This is a genomic window from Bremerella sp. TYQ1 (assembly GCF_020150455.1).
GTDB lineage: Bacteria > Planctomycetota > Planctomycetia > Pirellulales > Pirellulaceae > Bremerella > Bremerella volcania_A.
In genome coordinates this window covers 1,774,654-1,798,929 of the sequence record NZ_CP083740.1, presented here as the reverse complement: position 1 = coordinate 1,798,929, position 24,276 = coordinate 1,774,654, and the positions used below count along the sequence as shown (strand labels likewise).

The 24,276-nt window shown below is 55.1% G+C and carries 21 protein-coding genes and 1 tRNA gene; 11 read left to right on the top strand and 11 right to left on the bottom strand.

Annotated features, from left to right (window positions below):
- Positions 1–23: 23 nt before the first annotated feature.
- Both LA756_RS06705 and LA756_RS06700 read left to right on the top strand, forming a co-directional pair.
- Complete coding sequence (locus LA756_RS06705) at positions 24–3,608, top strand: efflux RND transporter permease subunit (protein WP_224439101.1); 3,585 nt, start codon at positions 24–26, stop codon at positions 3,606–3,608.
- Positions 3,609–3,728: 120 nt separating this feature from the next.
- A complete protein-coding gene (locus LA756_RS06700; RefSeq protein WP_224439100.1) occupies positions 3,729–3,992 on the top strand; it encodes a hypothetical protein in 264 nt (87 codons plus the stop codon).
- 48 nt (positions 3,993–4,040) lie between these two features.
- Here the strand turns inward: LA756_RS06700 and LA756_RS06695 are convergent, their stop codons facing one another.
- Positions 4,041–4,385: a hypothetical protein gene (locus LA756_RS06695; RefSeq protein WP_224439099.1), complete on the bottom strand. Its 345-nt coding sequence runs from the start codon at positions 4,383–4,385 to the stop codon at positions 4,041–4,043.
- Between the two features lie 147 nt (positions 4,386–4,532).
- Positions 4,533–4,862, bottom strand: a complete 330-nt coding sequence (locus LA756_RS06690) for a hypothetical protein (RefSeq protein WP_224439098.1) — start codon at positions 4,860–4,862, stop codon at positions 4,533–4,535.
- A 251-nt stretch (positions 4,863–5,113) separates the two neighbouring features.
- Between LA756_RS06690 and LA756_RS06685 the strand changes: the two genes are divergently transcribed.
- The 3 genes from LA756_RS06685 to LA756_RS06675 all read left to right on the top strand — a co-directional run bounded on the left by LA756_RS06685 (position 5,114) and on the right by LA756_RS06675 (position 7,956).
- Positions 5,114–5,185, top strand: a tRNA-Cys gene (locus tag LA756_RS06685).
- A gap of 648 nt (positions 5,186–5,833) precedes the next feature.
- Positions 5,834–6,466, top strand: a complete 633-nt coding sequence (locus LA756_RS06680) for a response regulator transcription factor (protein ID WP_224439097.1) — start codon at positions 5,834–5,836, stop codon at positions 6,464–6,466.
- 137 nt (positions 6,467–6,603) lie between these two features.
- On the top strand, positions 6,604–7,956 hold the full coding sequence (locus tag LA756_RS06675) for a mandelate racemase/muconate lactonizing enzyme family protein (RefSeq protein ID WP_224439096.1): 1,353 nt from the start codon (positions 6,604–6,606) through the stop codon (positions 7,954–7,956).
- Between the two features lie 81 nt (positions 7,957–8,037).
- Here LA756_RS06675 and LA756_RS06670 read toward each other — a convergent pair whose 3' ends face one another.
- Both LA756_RS06670 and mnmA read right to left on the bottom strand, forming a co-directional pair.
- Positions 8,038–8,478 (bottom strand): hypothetical protein, encoded by a 441-nt coding sequence (locus LA756_RS06670; protein WP_224439095.1) that lies wholly within the window; start codon positions 8,476–8,478, stop codon positions 8,038–8,040.
- Positions 8,479–8,791: 313 nt separating this feature from the next.
- Positions 8,792–9,916 (bottom strand): tRNA 2-thiouridine(34) synthase MnmA, encoded by a 1,125-nt coding sequence (mnmA, locus tag LA756_RS06665; RefSeq protein ID WP_224439094.1) that lies wholly within the window; start codon positions 9,914–9,916, stop codon positions 8,792–8,794.
- A gap of 441 nt (positions 9,917–10,357) precedes the next feature.
- Here mnmA and LA756_RS06660 point away from each other — a divergent pair, with 441 nt between their 5' ends.
- On the top strand, positions 10,358–12,478 hold the full coding sequence (locus LA756_RS06660) for a prolyl oligopeptidase family protein (RefSeq protein WP_224439093.1): 2,121 nt from the start codon (positions 10,358–10,360) through the stop codon (positions 12,476–12,478).
- A gap of 132 nt (positions 12,479–12,610) precedes the next feature.
- Complete coding sequence (locus LA756_RS06655) at positions 12,611–14,242, top strand: hypothetical protein (RefSeq protein WP_224439092.1); 1,632 nt, start codon at positions 12,611–12,613, stop codon at positions 14,240–14,242.
- 173 nt (positions 14,243–14,415) lie between these two features.
- Here LA756_RS06655 and LA756_RS06650 read toward each other — a convergent pair whose 3' ends face one another.
- The 3 genes from LA756_RS06650 to glyA all read right to left on the bottom strand — a co-directional run bounded on the left by LA756_RS06650 (position 14,416) and on the right by glyA (position 17,832).
- Entirely contained in the window at positions 14,416–14,985 is a 570-nt protein-coding gene (locus tag LA756_RS06650) for a hypothetical protein (RefSeq protein WP_224439091.1), read from the bottom strand.
- 325 nt (positions 14,986–15,310) lie between these two features.
- Positions 15,311–16,261, bottom strand: coding sequence for a fatty acid desaturase (locus tag LA756_RS06645; RefSeq protein ID WP_224439090.1), 951 nt, complete (start codon positions 16,259–16,261; stop codon positions 15,311–15,313).
- A gap of 317 nt (positions 16,262–16,578) precedes the next feature.
- The gene (gene glyA / locus LA756_RS06640; RefSeq protein WP_224439089.1) at positions 16,579–17,832 is read right to left on the bottom strand and encodes a serine hydroxymethyltransferase; all 1,254 of its coding nucleotides are present in this window, start codon (positions 17,830–17,832) and stop codon (positions 16,579–16,581) included.
- Between the two features lie 221 nt (positions 17,833–18,053).
- Between glyA and LA756_RS06635 the strand changes: the two genes are divergently transcribed.
- The gene (locus LA756_RS06635) at positions 18,054–18,410 is read left to right on the top strand and encodes a DUF4190 domain-containing protein (protein ID WP_224439088.1); all 357 of its coding nucleotides are present in this window, start codon (positions 18,054–18,056) and stop codon (positions 18,408–18,410) included.
- On the opposite strand, the gene LA756_RS06630 is transcribed toward LA756_RS06635, so the two are convergent.
- The 3 genes from LA756_RS06630 to LA756_RS06620 all read right to left on the bottom strand — a co-directional run bounded on the left by LA756_RS06630 (position 18,411) and on the right by LA756_RS06620 (position 20,770).
- Entirely contained in the window at positions 18,411–19,511 is a 1,101-nt protein-coding gene (locus LA756_RS06630) for a hypothetical protein (RefSeq protein ID WP_224439087.1), read from the bottom strand.
- Between the two features lie 117 nt (positions 19,512–19,628).
- Positions 19,629–19,955, bottom strand: coding sequence for a thioredoxin family protein (locus tag LA756_RS06625; protein ID WP_224439086.1), 327 nt, complete (start codon positions 19,953–19,955; stop codon positions 19,629–19,631).
- An 89-nt stretch (positions 19,956–20,044) separates the two neighbouring features.
- Positions 20,045–20,770, bottom strand: coding sequence for an SDR family oxidoreductase (locus tag LA756_RS06620; protein WP_224439085.1), 726 nt, complete (start codon positions 20,768–20,770; stop codon positions 20,045–20,047).
- Positions 20,771–20,977: 207 nt separating this feature from the next.
- Between LA756_RS06620 and LA756_RS06615 the strand changes: the two genes are divergently transcribed.
- Complete coding sequence (locus tag LA756_RS06615; protein WP_224439084.1) at positions 20,978–21,820, top strand: enoyl-ACP reductase; 843 nt, start codon at positions 20,978–20,980, stop codon at positions 21,818–21,820.
- Positions 21,821–21,910: 90 nt separating this feature from the next.
- Here the strand turns inward: LA756_RS06615 and LA756_RS06610 are convergent, their stop codons facing one another.
- Entirely contained in the window at positions 21,911–22,186 is a 276-nt protein-coding gene (locus LA756_RS06610) for a hypothetical protein (RefSeq protein ID WP_224439083.1), read from the bottom strand.
- 273 nt (positions 22,187–22,459) lie between these two features.
- Here LA756_RS06610 and LA756_RS06605 point away from each other — a divergent pair, with 273 nt between their 5' ends.
- On the top strand, positions 22,460–22,966 hold the full coding sequence (locus LA756_RS06605; RefSeq protein WP_224439082.1) for a CBS domain-containing protein: 507 nt from the start codon (positions 22,460–22,462) through the stop codon (positions 22,964–22,966).
- 124 nt (positions 22,967–23,090) lie between these two features.
- The gene (locus tag LA756_RS06600) at positions 23,091–24,197 is read left to right on the top strand and encodes a calcium/sodium antiporter (protein ID WP_224439081.1); all 1,107 of its coding nucleotides are present in this window, start codon (positions 23,091–23,093) and stop codon (positions 24,195–24,197) included.
- Positions 24,198–24,276 lie beyond the last annotated feature (79 nt).

The window sequence follows — 24,276 nt, the reverse complement described above, 5'->3', positions numbered from 1 at the left end:
TTCCCGCCGCACAAGCTAGTCCCATGATCGATTTTTTCCTGAACAACCCTGTGAAAGTTTCCGTGGGGGTGCTCCTTGTGGCCCTCTTCGGAACGGTTGCTTTACTCCGCATGCCGATGGCGTTGACGCCGGAAGTGGAGACTCCCACCATTTCGATTGAAACGAATTGGCCCGGGGCGAGCCCGCAGGAAATCGAGCAAGAGATTGTCATCGAGCAGGAGGAGCAGCTCAAAAGCGTCGAAGGCATCAGCAAGATGACCTCCGAAAGCAGCGACTCGCAGGCCAAGATCACCCTCGAGTTCCTCGTCGGCACGAACATGGACGAAGCCCTGCTCAAAGTTAACAGCCGGCTCGCTCAAGTGCCCGACTATCCCGAAGACGCCGATCAACCGGTGATCAGTACGGCCAATTCTTCCGATCGACCGATCGCGTGGTTTGTGCTCAGCGCTCGTCGCCCGGAAGATCAACAATACGCCGACTTTCGCCAGAAATATCCAGAACTGAAAGAGGCAATCGACGAAGTCGAGTTCGCACCGAATATCGGTGTGCAGATGCTCAAGTTGCGTCGTGCGGCAGCCAAGCATCCGGAGTTCCAAGAGTTGATGCCACCGGAATCGCTCGATATTCAAACCCTGAAACGCTTCGCCGAGGACGAAATCGAGGCCCGTTTTGAACGCGTCAAAGGCGTCTCGCAGTCGAATGTTATCGGCGGCTTGGAAGACGAGATCCAAGTGGTCGTCCATCCAGAGCGACTCGCCGCGCGAAGTCTGACCATCTCGGACGTACGTCGCGTGTTATCAGGCCAGAATGAAGACACCTCGGCAGGTGATTTCTGGGAAGGTAAACGCCGCTGGGTCGTGCGTACGTTGGGGCAATTCCGCACGCCGCAACAAGTTGAGAATCAGCTGCTGGCCGTTCGCGATGGCGTTCCCGTTTATGTGCGAGACATCGGCGAAGTGCGTCACGGGTACAAGAAGCCGACCGGCATCATGCGGCGTTTCGGGGAATCGGCCATCGGTATCAACTGCGTGCGAGAAACCAACGCTAACGTGTTGGACGTGATGGATGGCTTGCGACAAGTTCGCGAAGAACTGGACGAAGGGCTGCTGAAATCGCGCGGTCTGCAGTTGGTGCAAGTCTATGACGAAACCGACTACATCTATTCGTCGGTTGATCTTGTACAGCAAAATATCTTCATCGGTGGTGCACTGACGATTTGTGTGTTGATGCTGTTTTTACATCTCGGCGCACGCACGTTGATGCTCATTCCGCTGGCGATGGCATTGGCGGTCGGTTCAGCGACGATCAGCGGGTGGCTGTTCGTACCATGTCTGGTCTTGCTAATCACCGCAGGCTTTTGGTTTGCCCGTGGGGCATTGGTCGTTGCGCTGGCCATTCCGACAAGTATCATCGGAACGTTTTTGATTCTGGGAGCGTTGGGGCGATCGCTCAACGTGATCAGTCTTGCCGGTCTCGCGTTCGCGGTCGGGATGTTGGTCGATAACGCCGTCGTCGTGCTGGAGAACATTTACCGTCATTACCAAATGGGCGAGCCGCCGCTGAAAGCCGCCTCGAAAGGAACGCAGGAAGTGTGGGGGGCCGTCTTCGCTTCGACGGCAACGACTGTGGCTGTGTTCCTCCCGATCGTTTTCGTACAGGAAGAAGCGGGGCAGTTGTTCCGAGACATTGCCTTGGCTATCAGTGCGGCCGTCGCGCTATCGTTGGTCGTATCCATGTCGGTGATCCCGACAGCTGCCTCGCGTCTCTTCCATCGCTCGCCTGGTCATAAGCATGCCAAGCATGGTTCCAATGGCCATAGCAACGGCAAAACAAACCACGGCGCGGCCAAAGCGGCATCACGCGTCGAATCAGGCATCGGAAACTTGGGTGGTGCGGTAGTCGAATGGGTCGTTAGTCTCAATCGATGGCTTATGGGAAGTGTGACGCGTCGTGTCGCGATCATCGCATTGATTTTGGTCGCCACCGTGGGACTGAGCTGGGCGTTATGGCCGAAGGTCGAGTACCTGCCCACCGGCAATCGCAACTTGGTGTTTGGTATCTTGCTGCCGCCGCCGGGCTACAACATTGATCAGCTGATGGCGTTGGGCGAAACGGTCGAAGAAGAGCTGCGTCCCTATTGGGATGTTGATCCGACCGATCCCGCCGTCCACGAACAAGACTACCCGCCGATCAGCGACTTCTTCTTCGTCGCTCGGGGACGTCAGGTCTTCATGGGACTGCGAACTTACGACGATCAACGCTGCGGCGAACTGGTCCCCTTGGTTTCCAGCGTCGGAGCGAAATTGCCTGGTACGTTTGCGGTCGCCAAGCAGTCGAGTCTGTTTGAGAGAGGGCTCACGGCCGGGCGTACCATTGAAGTTGAAATCACAGGACCAGAACTCGACAAGCTCGTCGGGCTTGGCACCGAGATGCTCATGCGTGTAAAAGGAGCCGGACCATTCATGGGAAAAGGACTTATTCCAGAAGCTCAAGTCCGACCGGTTCCCAGCTTGGATCTTTCCAGCCCGGAATTGCACATCGAACCAAAGTTAGTGCAAGCCGCCGAAATGGGCGTCAGCAGCGCCGATCTTGGTTACACCGCCAACGCGTTGATCGACGGTGCTTACGCTGGCGACTATTTCCTTGAAGGGAAAAAGATTGACCTCACGATCGTAGGCGAAACACACTTCGCCGATACGACACAAAAGATTGGTGCACTGCCGATTGCGACGCCTGGGGGCGAACTGGTGCCGCTGGCCGCGCTTGCAGATGTGAATATCAGTAGCGGCCCCGAGCAGATCAATCATCGCGAACGCCTTCGCTCGATCACCATTGAAGTTTCGCCACCCGAAACGATGCCGTTGGAAGACGCAATGCATAAGATCTCGACCGAGCTGGTCGATCCGATGATCGCCGATGGCAAGATTCCCGATGGCTACCGTGTCGGGCTTTCCGGGACCGCCGATAAGCTGTCCGATACATGGATTTCGCTTCGCTTTAACGTGATCTTGGCTTTGCTGATCACCTATCTGTTAATGGCGGCATTGTTTGAGTCGTGGATCTATCCGTTCGTGATCATCCTGAGCGTGCCTCTGGGGGCGGTCGGTGGTGTGATGGCGTTGGCCCTTTTGAATGTTTTCTATCTGCAACCGCTCGACGTGCTGACGATGCTTGGTTTCGTGATCTTGATTGGAACGGTGGTGAACAACCCGATTCTGATTGTGCACCAGGCGCTCAACCATATGCGAGAAGATGGCATGGGGCTGCGCGAGGCTGTTTTGGAAAGTGTGCGTTCGCGTATTCGACCGATCTTCATGACTACCATGACGACCGTCTTGGGGCTGCTGCCGTTGGTTCTGTTCCCAGGCTCCGGTAGCGAACTTTATCGCGGGCTGGGAAGTGTTGTGCTGGGCGGCCTACTCGTTTCGACGTTCCTGACGCTCGTGCTTGTGCCGAGCCTATTCAGCTTGACTGTCGAAACGTACGAAGGCATGGTTGCCCCTTGGCGTCGCGACGAAGATGACGACCCACCCTTGGGGGAAGTGCCAGAAGAGGAAGACGAGCCCCTTCCGCGCCCCGAATACGCGACGGCCCCCAGCAACCATTAAGGGCCTGGGAAAGTTCGGCTTCGCTACTCAAAAGAAGTGGAGCCATGGTTTTGCGTCGACGGTAGTTCAGGTTAAACTAGAGAACTTGTTACTTGTCGATCTTGCTTGCAGGAATTCTCCATGCCGAAGCTTCGCAAATTCTTGATGCTGCTTGCTCTGTTGTTTTCCATCGTTGTGGCAACGCCTGCGTTTGCGCAAGGGGATGAAGAGGAAGAAGAAGGCAAAAGCTGGGTGTTGGCCTACATCACCATCGTGCTGAGCGTCACGCTTGGCATCACCGTGGTCGGTTATCCAACCAATCGCGAAACGGAAGAAGAACGCAAGAAGGAACGCCAGGAAGCGAAGGAAAAAGAAGAGCGTCTCAAGAAGCTCGAACAAAGCTAGGCTTCGCCCCTGCTTGGAAACGAAGCCATTTTCTTTTCTGCCGTGCGTTTACGTGGCCATCGTAACGCCGGCATCTTCCGAGGTGCGGCCGAACGCACCGATCAGGCGAACCACTTTGCGACCAACTTCTTCGGTCGATTCACAAGCAGCGGCCGCTTCGCAAACTTCGCCAGCTTTCTGGGCAAGTTCTTCGTAGCCATACACGTCGCAGCAGCGATAGATGAAATGGCTCGTACGTCCCACTTCCGCCATGTTGCCATCGCGTGCCGCTTGCAGCAGGCTATCCAGCCGCGGCGTGAGTCCATCCAGAAACTCCTGGATACGCACGCTGTTGAGGGCCAGGCGTTGGTTGAGCTTTCGCAGATCCGGCAACGAATTTTGAGCGGAGTTCATGGGGTGCCTCGTTCGCATAAAGTCGCATGATTTCGAGGGACATGCCCTCAGGAAGACATGAAGCGACATCGGACGAGGAAGGCCCGCCAGATTGCTCCGATGCTAGCGGCTGGGTAAAAAACGTCCGATCAGCGTCGACACTGTCGATTATGCGGCTTGTCGGGGCGTTTCGACACGCTCGTAATGGGTCGTCGGAGCGATCAGGTCCTGCTGAACGAGTCGATCAAGAATCGAGTTGAGCAGCTGCTGGCGTTCTCTGGCCGAAACGGCTTGCGGCCCTGTTTGAAGCGTGTCGAGGTATTCTCGCACCGTTTGCCGCAGTCGCGCACGTTGGTACCCTTCCCGCTGAGAAAGCGATAGCGTGCAAGCATTCGAATTCGCTCTTTGTTGGGCTATTTTGGCCAACTGGTGAACCGCTTGGTTGACGATCTGCTCTCTCCTGGTGAAACTGGTCACCCAAGCTAAAAGCTGCTGCACGGGAAGACTCCTTCTTCAGATGCTTTCCGGGAATGGTTGATTCTCTATCAATTAGATTAGGAATCGATCGCCAAGGGGTCGGCTCCACAGCCCCTTGCCAAGGAATTGGTTCCTGCCAGCTGGCGAAAGCTTGCCAGATATTAAGAAAATCGGTTAAGTAACGCCCTCACACTAACCGATACCATTGTCAAAGTCAGCGAATTTGGAATAATCAACTTCTTCGCTGAGCATCTTTCAGATGCACTTAGAAAGGCGCCGTGGCCAAGTGGCTAAGGCAGCGGATTGCAAATCCGCCATCGCCGGTTCGAATCCGGCCGGCGCCTCTTCTTTTTCTCTTCGACGTTCATGTCGCTCTCGGCCACGAACGTTTTCTGCTTTCGGTAAGCCCGCTCGTGCCTGCTATGGGTTTACCGGTAATTCTTAAATTGCCCACCTTTCAGTTCTGATTTTCAAATCGACGATTGTGGATATTTATTTCTGAGTTTTTTTCTTTGCGCGTGTTTGCGGCATTTACGCAGACGCCGATAACATTCTCAAGAATTCAATTTGCTTGGCTCGCTATTTGCCGAGAGAATTACTGCGGTCGATACGCAAGCGGGTTGCCGTAAGTGGTTTAATCTTCCCGGTTTTTTAACTTTAGCTGCGGGAAAGCTACACAGGTTGCGGTAGGCCGCCCTAGCAATTTTCACGGGTTAGGTTAACTTAATCTCTAGTGGGTGGTGTGGTGCTTTAAGCACGGCACCAGTGGGGTGTTAGGGAGACCTGCAAGAAATTTTTCGGCAAACCCTCCTCGACATACCACCCAATTTAGGGCAAAACGAGAAACACCGTATCGCATGGTACCTCGGCCAGACGGGTACCCAAGGCACAAAGAGAACCATTGGGCAGGGTTTTCGAGGCGAGTGCTGCGAATCGATTCTTCGGCAGAATCTTATGATGCGGCTTACCAAGAGTTAGATGTGGAGTAATCGATGGCAATTCGACTCTTAGTCGCGGACGACCACGAAGTGGTACGTTTCGGACTGAAAACGCTGGTGGCTGACACTGAAATTGAAATTGTTGGCGAAGCTGCCACAGGAGATGCGGCGATCGCATTGGTCGATCAGGTCAAACCTGACGTCGTCCTCCTGGATATTCGTATGCCAGAAGGAGACGGTCTGACGACGCTGGGGCGTCTTAAGCTCGATCATCCGAACCTCGCAATCCTGATTCTCTCGACCTACGACAACCCGACATACGTCGCACGTGCTGTCGCATTGGGGGCTAGTGGGTACGTTCTTAAGGGGGATACGAAAGACCGCCTGCTAGATTCCATTCGCACCGCCAGCCGTGGTGAAAACGCTTGGACGCGTGACGAACTTCGCCGCGTGACGGGCGCTTTGGCGACGCCACGTCTGAACGCAGACGTGGAAGTGCCGCTGACTCAGCGCGAAAGCGAAGTGCTGCGACAGCTCGCTTTGGGGCTGACCAACAAGGAAATCGCTCAGGCCCTGCACATCAGCTACGAAACGGTGAAAGAACACGTCCAGCATATCTTGCGAAAAGTGGGCGTTTCGGACCGTACCCAAGCCGCAGTGTGGGCCGTCCGCAAAGGTCTTGTCTAACACGGACAAGACTTTTCATCGGGAAATATCTCGAAACATCAACTGCTAAGCGGTAATCGCGGCGTGTCTAGTTGCACGCCGCTTTCTAGTGCGTACCATGGGTGGCTCCTCCTTCCTTCTGCCAGGACCGAGCCACCATGAGCAAGCCTACCGATATCGTCGTTCGCGACGTTTCTCCTTCGACTGAAACCCAGCAGTACCGCAGCGCCATGAAGTTTGGCGGCCGCGTGGTTACCGATGTCACCTTGTTTAACGTCGAAGTCACCGTGGAAACGCGTGACGGGAAAGTTGGCAAAGGTTTCGGATCGATGCCGATGGGCAACGTCTGGGGTTGGCCGTCCAGCCAGGTCGACGGAACGCAGACGCTTGCTGCCATGGTGGAAGTTGCCAATCGATTCTCAGCGGAAGCTGCAAAGCTGAATGAAGCGGCCCATCCGCTCCAGCATTCGCGAACACTCCATCAGCCGCTGATGAGTATCGGCAAGCAGTTGGAGTCAGAGCTGTCCCTGCCAGAAGCCATTCCGCCTCTTGCGCTGCTTGTCGCTGGAAGTCCAATCGATGCGGCACTGCACGATGCTTATGGCAAAGCCCTGGGATTGAACAGCTACAACACGCTCGGCAAAGAGTTTATCGAAGAAGATCTCTCCGGCTTTTTGAACGAAGACTTCGCCGGGGAATTCCTCGATCAATACACCTCACGCGAGCCGCAGCCGACGATGCCCCTTTATCACCTCGTCGGGGCCCTCGATCCGTTGGATCATGACGAACTGGAGCAACCGGTCGGGGACGGCCTGCCAGAGACGTTGGCTCAGTGGATTGTGGAAGACGGCCTGACCCATTTGAAGATCAAGCTGAACGGCGACGACATCGACTGGGACGTGGCTCGTGTCGCGAAGATCGACGCGGTTTCTTCCGCCGTGCAAGAGAAGCGTGGCGTCGAGTCTTGGTTCTATTCGCTCGACTTCAACGAGAAGTGCGCCAGCGTTCAGTACGTGCTTGATTTCCTGGCCAAGCTGCAAGAGGTTAGCCCTTCGGCCATGCAGCGCGTGCAGTACATCGAACAGCCAACTCATCGCGACCTTCGCAAGCATCCCGAAAACAAGATGCATGCGGCCGCGAAGATCAAACCGGTGGTGATCGACGAATCGCTGATCGACTTGGAAACGCTGTTTCTCTCGCGAGAACAAGGCTACAGCGGCGTCGCTTTGAAGGCATGCAAAGGGCACTCCGAAGCGCTGCTGATGGGAGCTGCGGCCCAGAAGTATAAGCTGTTCCTGTGTGTCCAAGACCTGACGTGCCCTGGGGCATCGTTCCTGCATTCGGCCAGCATCGCGGCTCGCTTGCCGACGATTGCCGCCATCGAAGGGAACGGCCGGCAATACTGCCCTGCAGGAAACGACGGCTGGCGCGATCGATTCCCCTCGATGTTCAACATCACCGATGGAACCGTCGGCACCGGAGTGCTTACCGGGCCAGGCCTCGGCTTCTAAGCCCAGAAACGTTCGAAACAAAAAACGGGACCAGCATGCATGCCGATCCCGTTTTCGTTTGTCTGGTAAAGCTTGTCTCGCTTAGAACTGGCGAGGACCGCCTGAGGTTGGCGTGGCGGACGTGCGGTAATAGGTGTGCTGCTTGACGTCCCACGAGACGTTCGATTCGTGAGCCGAGTAGCGGTACATCATTGGAACGGCGTTGGCGGTCGGTCGCGAGTTGCTGATACCGTACCACTGCTGCGAGAACAAGCGAGCGCGGCGAGCCGAAGCGGTCAGTTCCGCACGACGACGGCGAGCAGCGGCAGGGTCTTCATAACGACGCAGCTCTTGCAGGTAGAACCACATCTCTGGGGTCGCGTTGCCCAGCGAAGGGACATCTTCGACCGCGAGCGGCTTTTGAGTTTGCGTTGTCGCAGGGTTGCTCGTTTCGCCGTTGACGACCTTCATCTCTTGAGCGTGAACTTGCGAGGTCAGGGCGACGATGGCCAATACAAACGTGAAAGGGATCAGCTTGGTCATTCTGTATCTACTCCAGGATATGGTTGTCGTCGCTAGGTCTCGCCATGGCTGGGCCACGCGGGGTCGGCAACCGAACACACGTACGTCTCTAAGAGTCGGCACGCTTTGCCTGGAATCATCGGCAAAATCGAGATTTCCCACACCTCTTCCGGATGGTCGCCGTCAAGCGTTGGCTAACTTGCCCGCTTTGACACGTGCGTGCTGGCAGTGCTTTCGCTTAATGGGCAATGTCACGCGGCACGGCGGATATGGGTGTTTGGTGCGAACAGAAAGACTCGGGTAGCACTAATGAGAAAATGGCCGACACCCTAGCCTATTCAATCCAACCGCCGCCGAGCACCATGTCGCCGTCATAGCAGACGACGGCCTGGCCCGGCGCGATGCCGTTTCGGGGATCGTCGAAGGTTACCTGAATTCGTCCTTCGTCGAGCAGCTTCACCGTCGCCGGCAGCGCAGGGCTGTTATAGCGAATCATCGCTTCGCAGCGAAATTCAGCCGTGGTTGGTTCAACCAGCCAATTGCATCGATCGGCGGTCAGTTCGCTGCGGCCCAGTTCTTCGATCTTGCCCAGTACGACGCGGTTTGCGATTGGGTCGATCTTCACCACGTAATGTGGTTCACCCAGCGCGATGCCGAGCCCCTTCCGCTGACCGATCGTAAATCGCTCGATCCCGTTGTGCTGGCCGACCACGCTACCGTCGGTCAGCACGAAGTCGCCGGCCGTTTGGGCATCGGGGCGGCGCTGCTTGACGAACTGGTCATGCTTGCCGCTGGTCACAAAACAGATTTCCTGGCTGTCCTTCTTATCGGCAACGCGTAGTCCCGTTTCGCCAGCCATCGAGCGGATCTCGTCCTTGTGGAAGTCGCCCACCGGCAAGATCATACGCTTGAGGTAGTCGCGTTGAATGCCAAACAGAACGTACGTCTGGTCCTTCCCAGGATCGACGCCGCGTACCATGCGCGGCACGCCATCCGGATCGTCCGAGGGAACCAGCTTCGCATAATGCCCTGTCGCGACGTATTCGGCACCGACACTGTCGGCATACTCGAACAGCTTGCCGAACTTGATCCAGTTGTTGCACATCACGCAAGGGTTCGGGGTACGGCCGCGGACATATTCGTCGGCGAAGTACTCCATGATCTGCCCAAACTCTTGCTGCAGATTCAGTGCGTAGAACGGAATATCCATCCGATCCGCCACGCGGCGCGCGTCGGCCGCATCGGAAGCACTGCAGCACCCCTGCTTATGATCGGCTCGCTCGTTGAGCACTTGCAGAGCCGTTCCTCCGCCAGGGGCATCCAAGCGGCACTCGGCCACCGGCGACTCTTCGCCATGGCGCATGAACACCGCAATGACGTCGTGACCGTCACGCTTCAACAACTGGGCAGCGACACTACTGTCGACACCCCCAGACATCGCTAACACAACTCTCGCCAAAAGTCCGCCGTTCTTCCTGTCAGCCCTAAAGGGGCGATTGTTAATTGGTTTCAGTTGATATGGAGAAAGACACTTTTAGCCACAGAGGGCACAGAGAACACCGAGGTAAGAATTATGGGACCATGGACGCAATAGACAGACACGCATAAACAGGTCGTCGACATTGTCGACTTGGAAACGATCCGTGCTTGTCTGTTTCGTCAATGGATACCCTACTTTTTCTTCCTCTCGGTGATCTCTGTGCCCTCTGTGGCTAATCCCTCTTCCTCCCCCCATTCTAAAAAGCCTCCCCTTCTTCGAGACACCCCCAGCGGCGACGGGGATCCGCGAAATGGGTAAAATTCGGCCAATTCTCCCAGGTTGTCACAGGGGTGTCCGCACGCGTACGATAGAACGCAATACTCTGCAACTAGGATGCCCCACGGAACATGGAGCAAATTGATGCGTACGGTCCCCCTGCTTCTCGTTGGATTGATCTCGTTTCTCGTACCTCACGGAGGAAACTTCGCCATGGCTCAAGATGCCGCGGACACCTCGTCGGATGACCCGAACCTTTGGCTGGAAGATGTCACCGGCGAAAAAGCCCTCGATTGGGTCAAAGCCCAAAACAAAGAAAGTGTCGCCGAACTGACCGAGTCGGAAGGCTTTCAGCAGTTGGAAGACAAAATTCTGAAGATCCTCAACTCGAACGAACGCATCCCGTTCGTCGTGAAGCGAGGGCCTTACTACTACAACTTCTGGCAAGATGGCGAGCACCCTCGCGGCTTGTGGCGTCGAACGACTCCCGACGAATACAAAAAGGATAATCCGAAGTGGGACGTCATTATCGACGTCGATGCGCTGGCCAAAGAAGAAGGCGAGAACTGGGTCTGGCATGGCGTTTCGATGCTGCGACCAGAATACAAACATGCCATGGTCAAGCTCTCGCGCGGCGGTGCCGATGCCGACATCAAGCGTGAATTCGACATGGAGACCCGTGAGTTCGTTGAAGGTGGTTTCTATCTGCCGGAAGCGAAGAGCCGCGTTTCGTGGAAAGACAAAGACACCCTGATCGTCGGTACCAACTTCGGTGAAGGTTCGCTCACCGACTCTGGCTATCCGCGGATTGTCAAGCAGTGGAAACGCGGAACCGAGCTTTCCGAAGCCACGACTATCTTCGAAGGGGAAAAGACCGACGTTAGCGTCACTGGTATTTACGACCAAACGCCTGGCTTTGAACGCGAGTTCGTCAGCCGTGCGATGACCTTCTGGACGAGCAAGCTGTGGGAAGTGATCGATGGCGACTTAGTCGAGATCGAAAAGCCAGACGACGCTGAAGTCAACGTCCACCGCGACTGGATCTTCGTGCAGCCTCGCAGCACTTGGGAAGTGGGCGGCAAGACTTATGAGCCTGGGGCGTTGTTGGTCGGCAACTACGACGACTACATGGCCGGCAAGCGGGAGTTTACGCTGCTGTTCGAGCCAACCGATCGGAAGTCGCTCGCTGGCTACAGCCCAACGAAGAACCACATCTTGCTGAACGAACTCGATAACGTTCGCAATAAAATCTACCTTTGGACCCCCGGCGAAGATGGCAAGTGGAAGAGCGAGTCGCTCCCTGGCGTGCCAGAGTTCGGTTCCATCTCGGTAGGTGCGGTCGACGAAGAAGAGTCGGACGAGTTCTTCCTGACGGTCACCGACTATACGCTTCCCACAACGCTCTACCTCGGCACAGCCGGCGATCCGAAGCTGGAAAAGCTGAAGTCGCTCCCGGCGTTCTACGATGCGACCGGAATTGTCGTGCAGCAGTACGAAGCCACCTCGAAGGATGGGACCAAGATTCCTTACTTCCAAGTCTCGCACAAAGACTTGAAGCTGGACGGCTCGAATGCGACGCTGCTCTACGGCTACGGCGGATTCGAAGTGCCCCTCACGCCGAACTATTCCGCCACGACTGGAACCGCCTGGTTGACTGAAGGAGGCGTCTTTGTTGTCGCCAACATTCGCGGCGGCGGTGAGTTCGGGCCGAAGTGGCACCAAGCAGCCCTCAAAGAAAACCGCCACAAAGCGTACGAAGACTTTATCGCGGTGGCCGAAGATTTGATTGCTCGGAAGGTGACCACGCCGGAACATCTCGGCGTCATGGGAGGCAGCAACGGCGGTCTTCTAACCGGCAACATGCTGGTGCTGCGTCCTGACTTGTGGGGTGCTGTCGTCAGCCAGGTGCCGCTGCTGGACATGAAGCGGTTCCACTTGCTTCTTGCCGGGGCCAGTTGGATGGGCGAATATGGCGATCCGGAAGATCCCGAGCAATGGGAATTCATCCAGACGTTTTCGCCGTATCACTTGGTGAAAGAGGATGTCGACTATCCGAAGACTCTCTTCACCACCAGCACCCGAGACGACCGCGTCCACCCCGGTCACGCCCGGAAGATGGTCGCGCGGATGAAGAAGATGGGTCACCCGGTGTTGTACTACGAAAACATCGAAGGAGGCCACGCCGGCGCCGCCGACAACAAACAACGCGCCTTCATGACCGCATTGACCTACGAGTTCCTGAAGCAACAGCTGATGGGCAAGTAGGATCATCGCAACGTCAATAAACCACGGATAATCTCATCCGTGGTTTCGATCCAAGGGTAGCCCTCGGTTGCTTGCAAACCGGGCTACCCTTTTTTTCTTATTGCGAGAGCTCAATCAAAACGGAGCAGTCCGATGAATTCTCCCAACTTGTCCGACAATCGTCGTGGATTTTTAGTCAAGTTTGCAGGCACGTTCCTTGGGCAATTTTTCCTGCCTGGTTTCTCAACGATTACTCCCCAGGCAGCCGAAGATACGCCTGACGAAGTTGGGCCAAGTGGGTTGCCGGCACGTTTCGTCTTGCTCGTGCAACCGGTGTGGCTTGATCGAGAACTAGGGAAACCACCGGCGATGATGCTGCATTTAGTTGAGCATGGCATCTATGTGATGTCCGCTGAAAGCACAGATCGATCTTGCCAGACTTTTCAAGAGATGTTGCGTCTCTATGAATCATGCTTGGCTCCGTTCTCAATCGAAAAGAAGTCGGAGGACGTTTTTCCCATTCATCGCACGCCAGAAGAACTTGCTTTGTTTCGGGCTATCGTCAGTCGACCAGAAGACACCGATCCATACCTGAAATATGCCCGGTTGCTCAAGTCGCAAGGAAAACGCGTAGGGGACTACATCGAAGCCGATATTTTCACTGATTTGAATTCGTCTGATCATCCCGACTTTGATCGGATGGAAGCCATCTACGACAAACATGTCGAAGGTTCGATTGAGGAAATATCAGAGCCGTTATCGACGCTCGGGCTTTGGTCGATGATCGGAACAGATTGGTACCCGCAACTCTGGATGAAATGGGGAGTGATTGACAAAGTCGAAGTCAAACGTCGCGAAATCCTCCCCGAAAAAGTTGATTGGTTATTTCAGGCAGCGCCAGCGTTGACCAAGCTCCACCTGCAATTTGAGTTCTGGGATATTCCGACGATCGTTTCATTGCCACAGATGTGTCAGATTATGGAATTGGCATTTCGCTCTGGCTTGGATACGTTTGTCGAACCAGACGATGTCGAAGCGATTGCCAGATCGAAGATGCTTCCTCGATTGTCACGACTCGACCTCAGTTCAGGACATCTCGGGGCATCGCTAGAATCATTGGTGACTTCACCGATACTGCCGCGGCTTGAAAGTTTGAATGTCCTGGGTAGTGAATTAGAGGAGGAATCGGTTAAAGCGTTACTTGCGTCTCGCCGAACGGGCAACTTGCAGGAACTGCAGATGAGTGCCAATTCCTTGTCCGCAGACGTACTGCATGTTTTTGCCAAAGGAGATTGGTCGCAGTTGCAAAGCTTCTTCTACGCTAGTAGCGATGTCGACGGAACCGGTCTGGCAATCTTATTGCAGACCGATATGCCAAAACTTCGGCAACTAGATCTTGGGCACACGCGGCTAGATGCCGATTCCGGTCGGCAACTAGCAAAGTGGTCTGGATTACAACAATTGGAGCGTCTCGATGTCGGCGGAAATGATCTAGGAGATGAAGGAGTAATCCCTATCGTCTCTTCATCGCGCCTTTCGCGGCTAAAGGAACTCGACATCGGATACACCCAGTGTACCGCCGCAACAATAGACGCGATTGTTCAAAATCAAGATCTCGCCGAGCTAGAGAAATTAGATCTAGGCGAGATTCCGCTCACCGCTCGAGAGGCCCGAAAGTTAGCGAACGCGGGCCACTTGCACGGACTTCAGCGGCTCAGTGTCAGCAATTGCGACGAAGAAACCGAAACAATTCTGAACGAGGCATTTGATAATGTTTATTTTTAATCATGACGAGCACGACTGACTTTTGCTGGGGCGTTTGGTGTTAGATATTGTTAACCAAAAGCGGAGCGAACCGAGGTTCCACGGCGATTCAACCGTTCGCAAAGACCTCCACTCGGCTTCGCCTCCCCCAGTTTCAAAAAGAGGGACGCTTAACGATCCCTGGCCAATAGTGACTAAGGGCGAGGTGCCGATGTTGCGTCGGGGACTACTTTCAGGCCAACGGTTTTCGGGCTAGAAGCTTGCTTCGATTTCACGAGAGCCTGTTGGTAGGTTTCTGATTCTTTCACGCCATGGAAGAGGACGTTGCCGAATTCGTCTTCGATCCGGATTTCGGCCCAGATGGTTGCCTCCGTTAGTTCCGCTTCAGGGATGTAGCTTCGCTCGAGAAAGAATCCGTTAGAGCCGATCGTTGGCCGTGGCGTCGCTGTCAAACCGTCGCTGCCAGGTGCCCCTGCCATGCCGATCACTTTGCCCTGCTGGGAATGAATCGACATGATCAGGATGTAACGATGCTTTGGGTCGGGCGGATAATTGATTTCGCAGCGTGCTCCCAAATCGGGAGGGCCGGCGGCGCTGAAATCCCAAGTGACCTCGGTCGCTTCCATCATGTCGATTGCGTAGTCTGGCGCTGAGTGGCGACTGTACTCGCGAGGTTGAAGATAGACCACAGCGGCAGCTAAAACGGCAACGAGAGCGATCCCCAGGGTCAGCGTGAGAAGAGAAAATTTCAGTTCGCGGGCCATACGCTACTCGCTTGTTTCGCGACGGCGGAACGATGCCAAACCGGTAGCGACCAAATCGTCGCATACTCGGTCGCCCCTGGTTGAAAGTAACGGAAGTTGGAACGCCGTTATTTTTTTGGCTGAGACTTTTGCTGGGCTCTGGCATAAATTGTACGTAAGTATTGTACAACTGTACAACAAAACTTCGTCAATTGTGCGTGGTGAGTGCGCCGGCCATACACCGAATTGGGCATTGTTCCGGCCGTGGCTGGAGCAAAAATAAGGGTAACGGCGGTTTGGCTGTACACCCCGTTATACTAGGTGTTGAGTCTGTTTTCCGTGACGATTAGCCAGCGGATTCAGCTGCGAGGCGTTGCTCGCGGCGGGGCTCGGGACGGGAAACGTTCCAGGCCAAGCCGACCATTTCAAGCAAGCAGATGACGCGGTAGGAAAGATCGACTTCCCACCATTTCCGTCCATGAGCGGCGGCGGTCGGGAGCGCGTGATGGTTGTTGTGCCAGCCTTCGCCGTGGGCCAAAAGACCGACGAGCCAGTTGTTACGGCTGTTGTCGCTGGTGCTGTAACTTTGATAGCCCCACAAGTGCGTCAGCGAATTGACGGCCCATGTCACGTGCCAAACAAATACAGTTCGCACGGCGACGCCCCAGACCAGAAGACTGAACCCCATGCGGACCGCTTCATTCCAGCCTCCGGTCAGCCCACCGATGGCTGCTCCGATGCCGAAGATCAACACCGCATGGATCGCGAATACGAGCAGGCCGTGATGGCTCCGTTCGAGCCACATGTAGAACCGATCACGCATCAGGTCTTTGGCATAACGTTCCAAATGAGAAAGACGCATCACGTCGCGGTTGGTGACCATCAACCAGCCGAACTGTCCCCACATGAAGTTGACTAACGGACTGTGCGGGTCGTGCTCTTGATCGGAATGCTGATGATGCAGCCGATGCGTTGCCACCCAGCGAGCCGGCGTGTCTTGCAAACAGCAGACGCCTAGGATGGCGAGTGTGTATTCAAGCCAGCGAGGACATTGAAAGCTGCGATGTGTGAGCAGGCGATGGTACCCGACAGTCATGCCGAGCATGCCGAACAGGTGGTGCCCAATTAGTACCGAAGCGACCCCCGTCCAACTGAACAGCCAAGGCCAAAACGCCAGCAGCGCGATCAGGTGCATGCCGCCGATGCCAACGACATAGGGCCACCAAATTCGCAAAGGAAGTGCACCGGGCGGTTTTTCCTGGCGGGGTTTTCGACGCGATGCAGTGGCGACGGGCATTTCCTATGCCTCCGAAAAAGGGGATCCTCCCCCGCAAGGATCGCCCTGATGAGTAGAGCGGTTTGCGACGGCCGGGAAATTGCGGCGGTTTAGAGCAAAGTATCGAGAAGAGTCACTCCGTTGCCTGACTACGATTCAGTGTAACGCTGTGAGAGACGAAATGACAAGCGAGAATCGCCTCATTCCCGGCAGATAACCGCGAGCCACCTGGGGGGCGGGGGCATTGGTGTTCGACGGCTTTGCTAGTACGAAAAAAGGCTTCGACGATACGATCTCGCCGAAGCCTTCTCGATGGTTTTATCGGTACGTGTTCGTACTTAGTCGAGCTCGACCGCTTGGCCTGGCACGGGGAACTGCTCGCACAGCGAAGCAACTTCGCCGCGGATGCGAGCATGAACGGCGGCATCTTCCGGAGCTTTAAGGGCTTCGAGGATCCAGCCGCCAACCGACTTCATTTCGTCGGTCTTCATGCCGCGCGTGGTGAGCGCCGGGGTGCCGATTCGGACGCCACTGGGGTCCATTGGCTTGCGTTGGTCGAACGGAATCATGTTTTTGTTGACGGTGATTCCGCTGGCATCCAAAGCGTTTTCGGCCGCGGTGCCCGTGGTGCCAACGGCGGTGACGTCGACCAACATCAAGTGGTTTTCGGTGCCGCCGGAAACGAGTTTGAGACCACCAGCCATGAGCGTGTCGGCCAGCGTTTTAGCGTTGTCGACCACTTGCTGAGCGTACTGTTTGAATTCTGGCTGCAGCGCTTCCTGGAAGCACAAAGCTTTACCGGCGATGACGTGCATCAACGGGCCACCTTGCGTGCCGGGGAAGACATTGCGGTTGATCATTTTCTGGTGCTCTTCCTTGCACAGGATGAGCCCGGAGCGTGGACCACGCAGCGTTTTGTGGCAAGTGGTCGTCACGAAGTCGGCGTAAGGAACCGGGCTGTTGTGAACGCCGCCAGCAACGAGACCGGCATAGTGAGCCATGTCGACAAACAGCTTCGCACCGACGTCGTTGGCGATCTCGGCGAACTTTTCGTGCGGGATCTCACGCGGGTAAGCGGAAGCCCCAGCCACGATCAGCTTCGGTTTGTGTTCCTTCGCCAGCTTGGCAATGGCGTCGAAGTCCAATCGATGCGTTTCGCGGTCGACACCGTAGCTGATGAAGTTGTACAGAATGCCGCTGACGTTCAGCTTCATGCCGTGTGTCAAGTGGCCACCATGGGCCAGATCCAAACCAAGGACGGTGTCGCCTGGCTGAATGGCTGTCAGGTAGACGGCAAAGTTGGCCTGGCTGCCGGCGTGCGGCTGAACGTTGGCATGCTCGGCACCGAAAAGCTGCTTGGCTCGGTCGATGGCCAACTGTTCGATCACGTCGACATGTTCGCAACCACCGTAGTAACGACGCCCTGGGTAGCCTTCGGCATATTTGTTGGTCAACACGCTGCCGACGGCCTGTTGGATGGCGGCACTGGTGTAGTTTTCCGAGGCAATCATTTCGAGGCCATCGGCCTGGCGGACTTGTTCGGCCTGGATAGCTGCCCAAACTGCGGGATCGTTTTGCTTGATTAAGTTCATGCCAACGTCGTGGTTGAGACCTGGTGAAACCCCCAGAGCATTCCAAAGCCCCGGAAAGAATATTGAATTGTCCGAAAGCGGCTAGCATTCGTCAACGGGCACAGATGCCCCCAATGAGAACCGATACAGATCTCGCTTTCGTCACACGTATGGATCAAAATAAGTCCGCCACGGCCCCTTGAGCGGCCGAACGACCCACTGGCAAAAGAAAAGGGCCACGCATGAACGAATCCAATCCCTTCAATTCCCCGCATTCAGGGCTCGAAGCTTCGACCGGAGTCAAACCGCTCGACACCTCCGGCGATGCGACTGGCGGACTGATTCCTTACAAAAACCCGTACGCGTTGGCGGCATACTATCTTGGGATCATCGGGCTGTTCCCTGTGATCGGTATTTTTGCCTCGATACCGGCATTCGTGCTGGGAATTTTAGGGCTGCGAAATCGCGCGAAAAATCCCGCGATTAAAGGCTCCGTTCATGCATGGATCGGGATCATCCTGGGCGGTCTGGCCACGCTGATGAATTTGTCGTGCATCGGCTTAATGGTGTTCGGCATCATGAGCGAGGCCGCACGCTAGTTACCATTGCTGCCGTGGCATGCCGTCCCAGTAGATTTCACAGTCAGGCAGTTCGGCTTGAAGTTTTTCGACACCCTCGGCGGTGACCTGAGTACCCCATAGTCCCAGGATGCGAAGCGATTTGACCGACGCCAGGTGTTGTATTCCCTCGTCGGTGACGTCCAGATTCGAGGAAAGTTCTAAATTCAAGAGATTCGGCGCCGTGGCGAGCTCTTGGAGATCTCGATCGTTGATGTCGCAATCGTAAAGATTTATTCCCTGTAAGTCGGGGAGTTGGGAGAACATTCGTAGCAGCGGCCAAATTGCCGGTTCGCCATCCTCGTTGAGATGCTGTGTACCGCTGTGGGCTCCCAAGCAAATGTCGATGGCTTTCAAGTTCTCGAATTCATGGAGAATGTCCATGTCGTCGTAGTGGGTGTGATCCAACCAAATGGCTTCGATCGACGATTTCCCTGGCAGGTTTCTCAATTGATTGGAATGGTTGACGATCACGTAAATCAATTCATCGGCCCAATCCCATGGACGGGGGCCGGTTAGCCATCGCAGACGGAGTGGATCGAACGGACGCCAATCCCCGAAGAGCGGATAATCGCCTGCGGAAGCGAGGAATCGGTGCTGCTGCTGATTGGTTCGATAACGGTGCGTTGCGAAAGCGGCTATGCAGCACAGGATTACCATGGCGAGGATCATCTGGTGAAGTCCAAAGCCCCAGCCATATTTTTGAATATGACGGTGGGCCAACCAACCAGATGTACCCGTGATGAGGAGTAGAAACAGAACGTTCAGAGCGAGAAAGCCCGGCCGGAAATGGAGGACTTCGCCAATCTTCCAAGCGGAAATATTGACAGTACCTTTTGCAAACATGCCCTCGTGAGTCAGGAAAACTAACGGCCAGCCATGACGCACTTCATGCCAATAGGCTTCAAAGTGGGGACCGTACTTTCCATTTCCTAAAATGTCTGGTGCCATGTGTGGCTGCCCGGGTAGGTTCAAATAGATCCCAATCACCGCGACAAGCCCCATCAATACATACGCGCCTGCATACCAGCGGCGTCGCGGTGGTTTCGCGTCAGATTTTGGCTCGGGAGAATCGGCGGTCACGGCAGTGATTAAGTGAGGTGGGCAGCAAACCAGCTTTTCGCTGATCGCAGTGTAGCGGCGGAATCGCTACAGGTCACTTGTTTTTCAGGTTCGCTTGGGTGACTGCAGGCGAGCCAATCAAGAATTGCGGAAGTCGTCGAATGCGTCTTGGGCTTCTTCCGGAGTGGGACGAACCAATTGACCGACGATCTCGCCATCGTTTAGAAAAACGAGTGTCGGCCACAGTTTGACCTGAAACGATCGGCCTAGCCGTTTTCCTTTCCCATCCGCGACGCGGACATGTTGGATGTCGTCGACATCGGTCAGCAAGGACTCGACCGTCGGCGATAATCCTTGGCAGTGCCCACACCAGTTGGCACCGAATTCCAACACCAGTTTGCCTGACATCTGGTCGACGTCTTCGCGAGAGGGGGACTCTTCGTGATATTCCGGATCGAATGGCATCAAGATACTCCGTTCCAAGCGGGCAGGTTCCAATCAAACAGTGAGATACTCAATTGGGAAATCACTGCCCGCAATTAGGATGCCGCGATTTAGGTATATTCCTGCTTCGTCGGCTTAATGATCAGTTCCGCGACATGTGCTCGCGGCGGAAGATGGCAGATCGAAAGGACCACTTCGCTGAAGTCTTCCGGCTGAAGCATCCGAGCTCGATGCTCGTCGGTCGGAGCGCTGGGGCGTTGCTCGAGGATCGGCGTTTCGACTTCGCCGGGGTAAATGTTGGTGATGCGAACTCCATCGGCGGCGACTTCGTTGCCTGCAGCTGTTCCCAGGGCAGTCATCGCGAACTTCGACGCACAGTAAGCAATGCCACCGAGGGCGTAGGCCCGTTTGCCTGAGATCGACGAGATATTGATGATCAATCCGTCCTGGCGTTTTCGCATGGGAGGAAGTGCTTCGTACAGAAGGTTATAGCCCCCTGTGGCATTGATTTGCATGACTTGATCCCACTGCTCAGGCGTCATTTCGGCCATGCTTCGCGTCTTGATATTAATCCCGGCCGCGTTGACCAGGATATCGAGTTCGCCGAGCGTTTTGCCTACGAACTCGAACAAGCCCTTCACGCTGGTTCGATCGGATACGTCGACACTGTGGCAATGGATTTCCGCGTCGCTTTCCGCGGCGACTTGCTCGAGGACTTCAAAACGGCGGCCGGCGATGGCAACTTTGGCCCCGTCAGCAGCAAGAGCCAATGCAATGGCTTTGCCGATTCCGGAACCACCACCAACGACCAGGGCAACTTTACCTTCGAGCGACATGAGCAACCGCCTTCCTTATCAATATGTTGAGTTTGCATTCTTGGGGAATTCGACCCGATACCGACTTTGGCAGGCAATCCGTGCCAATTGGGTCGCCTTTTGCGGCAGGCCGAATGTCGTTATCCTAAACGCTGCGCGATTTTGAGAAAATCGGTCGCGTGACATTCATCAATTCCGCGAAGACATGTTTCCCCAGGGTAGAGAACGATGGGACTATTCACCGGTAAAAAAGGCCTGATCGTTGGCGTAGCGAACGGAAATTCGATTGCCTGGGGCATTGCCCAGAAGATCATGGAAGAAGGTGGCGAGTGTGGTTTCACCCACCTGCCAGACCGCGAAGATGACGCACGAAAGAAGAATCGTCGCCGTGTTTCGCAGTTGACCGATAACTATGAACAAGCCAAGTTCCTCGTTCCGCTCGACGTTCAGTCGGACGAAAACATCGCGGAAGTGATCAAAACCACCGAAAGCGAGCTGGGCAAGATCGACTTTTTGTTGCACTCGGTCGCGTTTGCATCGCTGGACGATCTGCGTGTTCCAACCGTTGAGTGCAGCCGCGAAGGCTTCAAGATGGCCATGGACATCAGTGCCTACAGCCTGATCGCGCTGACCAATGCGGCCCGACCGATTCTTAACGAGGGGGCGTCGGTTTGTGCGATGACCTACTTCGGCGGTGAAAAAGCGGTTCCTGGCTACAACATGATGGGTGTTTGCAAAGCTGCTTTGGACAGCATTGTGAAGTACCTTTCGTTCGACATGGGCGAGTACAACGTCCGCGTGAATGCCATCAGCGCCGGCCCGTTGAAGACGTTGGCCAGCAGTGCGGTGGGAGCCAAGGAAATGTTGGATCTTTATGCGGCCGTTTCGCCACTGAACCGCAACATCACGATGGAAGAAGTCTCGAACGCCGGAGCTTTCCTGCTCTCGAACCTGGCCGGCGGAATCACCGGCGAGATTATGCATGTCGACGCTGGCTACAACATCATGGGCAGCCCTGGCCGCATGGCGACCGAATACAAGAAGATGCAGGACCAGATCGAAGGCAAATAGTCGTTCGATCCTTCCAATCAAACAACGAAAAAACGCCGCGTGAATTCACGCGGCGTTTTTTTATGGTATCTGACTGGGAATCGCTGGCGTTTAGGCTGGCGTGGGGAAACGGTTTCGCATGAATAGCTTTTCCCACCAATTGGCGGCACGCAATCGAGGATCGTCGAGAGCAATCTGGTGGCTCTTTCCTCGTCGGGTACGGCAAGTGATGCTGTCTGAATCGACTTGCTCGACAATCCAGTATTTGTCTACTGCGTAGGTGTAGTATTCCCCCCGAGATTCCGGTTCGATGTCGTGAGCCCGAGGTCCAGGGCTCGTCGTGTGTTTGGTCTTCGTATAAACGACCACATCGCCGGGGCGAAACATCGAAAACTCTCCGAATTAAGGTCTGAAATGGGCGTTTTCCTCCAGAAAACTCCCTATTTTCAGAGTATCGTGCTCTTTAGTTTTCGTCAATCTGAACGACATGTCACGAGACATTTCTACAAAAGGCATGGCAGTTGCATCCTATCGATTAGCGCGTTTTTGTCGTGCGAAAGAAAAAAAGATGGAAATCTTGCATTTCTGTCCGGTAAAATAAGGTTCTCGTCTCACAAAAACTGCGTGGTTTTAACTCCACTACTCGCAGGAGGATTTTGCATGTCGATCCCTACTTCTACGACTGCGCCTACCGCACCGACGCTTACGGCGCGTGACTTTATGGCTACCAAATTGGTAACCCTCAGCCCGGATGAGGATGCCTTGGCAGCCGTACGAAAATTGCTGCACTACCGAATTTCCGGGGCACCGGTGGTGGACAGTGAAGGAAACTTCTTGGGGATCTTTTCGGAAAAGACTTCGATGCGTTTCCTGCTGGACGCTGCCTATTCCCAGCTCCCCTCGAATCGAGTCGGAGCGTTTATGAACACGGACATCGCTCGGCTGATTACGGTCGATACCGACTGGCTTAGCTGCGCTCAGATCTTTTTGTCGACGCCGTACCGACGATTGCCGGTATTGGACGGGACAAAATTGATCGGTCAGGTCAGTCGTCGTGACCTGTTAAATGCCGCGATTCAAATGATTGACAAACCAGACCGTCGCAGCGGCAAGTTTGTTATGTACTTCAGTGCGTTGGTCGACTTGAACGACTCTCCTGTCGACTAGCGTCTAACGACAAATCGGTAGATTGCTGCGTTTCTCCGCAAGCCGTCGAATGCCTACTATTCGACGGCCTGGGAGACTTCGCATAATGAACGGCTCCTTCTGCTTCTTACATAGAAAGAGCCTTATGCTTGTTGCGGCTGGTCTGATTTTAGTTGGCCTGGTTGCTTTGGTTCTCGGTGGCGAACTTCTCGTTCGTGGTGCATCAGCGCTTGCCGCGTTGATCGGCATTTCTCCCCTGGTAATCGGCTTAACCGTCGTTGCATTCGGCACAAGTGCCCCGGAGCTTGCCGTGTCGCTGAAGGCTGGTTGGGCTGGCGAAGCAGATATTGCCGTCGGGAATGTGATCGGCAGTAACATCTTCAATGTGCTATTTATTCTGGGTGTTTCCGCGCTGGTCTCTCCCTTGGTCGTCAACAGTCAGTTGATTCGATTGGAACTGCCGCTGCTCATGGTTGTTTCGGTGCTCACATGGGGCTTAGCCTACAACGGCACAATCAGTCAGGCCGAGGGTATCGTTCTTTTTCTAGGGCTTGCCGGTTACGTTGCCTGGTCGGTTTGGCAAAGCCGTAAGGAGTCGAAAGCGGTTCAAGCCGAATACGCCGAAGCCACTCCGCAACCGCCTCATTCCAATTGGGGCACTGCACTTCAAGTCGGATGGATTGTGCTGGGGTTGATCGCCCTGGCGTTTGGATCGAAATGGCTCGTCGACGGAGCGGTGATGATTGCCCGACAGCTTGGCATGAGCGAGCTACTCATTGGTCTAACAATCGTTGCCGCTGGCACATCGCTTCCAGAAGTGGTCGCTTCCGTGATGGCATCGATCAAAGGAGAACGCGACATTGCTGTTGGCAACGTGGTCGGCAGCAATCTGTTTAACTTGATGTGCGTGCTGGGGCTCACCGCGGTGATTGTTCCTGGCGGAGTTCCCGTAGCTCCATCTGCGATATGGCAAGAGATGCCGGCGATGATTGGGGCAAGCCTGATCTGCTTGCCGATCTTTTTCACCGGCAGTCGTATCGATCGCTGGGAAGGTGTTCTGTTTTTGGCATGGTACGTTGTTTATACGACCTATCTCGTTCTGATGGCTATGGAATCTCCCGTAGGTCCGCTTGTAGGGCAGATAGCCCTTTACGGGGGCGTTCCATTAACGCTTCTTATACTGCTTGGCTCGTTGTTCTTTTCTCGCAGTCTAGGCCCTGAAATGCCACATTCGAGTGAGTCGCCCGGGTAGTCAACACGTGCTGGCACCTCATTGCCGGTGGACGCTATGTCTAGTAAAATTCGCGGCTTACCCTATCTTGCCTTCGCGA

Bases quoted from the DNA above. Each gene is read 5' to 3' on its own strand.
- LA756_RS06675 (WP_224439096.1), top strand. From the start codon at position 6,604: ATGAGCAAGCCTACCGATATCGTCGTTCGCGACGTTTCTCCTTCGACT.
- LA756_RS06625 (WP_224439086.1), bottom strand. From the start codon at position 19,955: ATGCCATTCGATCCGGAATATCACGAAGAGTCCCCCTCTCGCGAAGAC.
- LA756_RS06615 (WP_224439084.1), top strand. From the start codon at position 20,978: ATGGGACTATTCACCGGTAAAAAAGGCCTGATCGTTGGCGTAGCGAAC.
- LA756_RS06660 (WP_224439093.1), top strand. From the start codon at position 10,358: ATGCGTACGGTCCCCCTGCTTCTCGTTGGATTGATCTCGTTTCTCGTA.
- LA756_RS06605 (WP_224439082.1), top strand. From the start codon at position 22,460: ATGTCGATCCCTACTTCTACGACTGCGCCTACCGCACCGACGCTTACG.
- LA756_RS06705 (WP_224439101.1), top strand. From the start codon at position 24: ATGATCGATTTTTTCCTGAACAACCCTGTGAAAGTTTCCGTGGGGGTG.
- LA756_RS06650 (WP_224439091.1), bottom strand. From the start codon at position 14,985: ATGGCCCGCGAACTGAAATTTTCTCTTCTCACGCTGACCCTGGGGATC.
- LA756_RS06695 (WP_224439099.1), bottom strand. From the start codon at position 4,385: ATGAACTCCGCTCAAAATTCGTTGCCGGATCTGCGAAAGCTCAACCAA.
- glyA (WP_224439089.1), bottom strand. From the start codon at position 17,832: ATGAACTTAATCAAGCAAAACGATCCCGCAGTTTGGGCAGCTATCCAG.
- LA756_RS06610 (WP_224439083.1), bottom strand. From the start codon at position 22,186: ATGTTTCGCCCCGGCGATGTGGTCGTTTATACGAAGACCAAACACACG.
- LA756_RS06635 (WP_224439088.1), top strand. From the start codon at position 18,054: ATGAACGAATCCAATCCCTTCAATTCCCCGCATTCAGGGCTCGAAGCT.
- LA756_RS06620 (WP_224439085.1), bottom strand. From the start codon at position 20,770: ATGTCGCTCGAAGGTAAAGTTGCCCTGGTCGTTGGTGGTGGTTCCGGA.
- LA756_RS06680 (WP_224439097.1), top strand. From the start codon at position 5,834: ATGGCAATTCGACTCTTAGTCGCGGACGACCACGAAGTGGTACGTTTC.
- LA756_RS06700 (WP_224439100.1), top strand. From the start codon at position 3,729: ATGCCGAAGCTTCGCAAATTCTTGATGCTGCTTGCTCTGTTGTTTTCC.
- LA756_RS06645 (WP_224439090.1), bottom strand. From the start codon at position 16,261: ATGCCCGTCGCCACTGCATCGCGTCGAAAACCCCGCCAGGAAAAACCG.
- LA756_RS06600 (WP_224439081.1), top strand. From the start codon at position 23,091: ATGCTTGTTGCGGCTGGTCTGATTTTAGTTGGCCTGGTTGCTTTGGTT.
- LA756_RS06655 (WP_224439092.1), top strand. From the start codon at position 12,611: ATGAATTCTCCCAACTTGTCCGACAATCGTCGTGGATTTTTAGTCAAG.
- LA756_RS06670 (WP_224439095.1), bottom strand. From the start codon at position 8,478: ATGACCAAGCTGATCCCTTTCACGTTTGTATTGGCCATCGTCGCCCTG.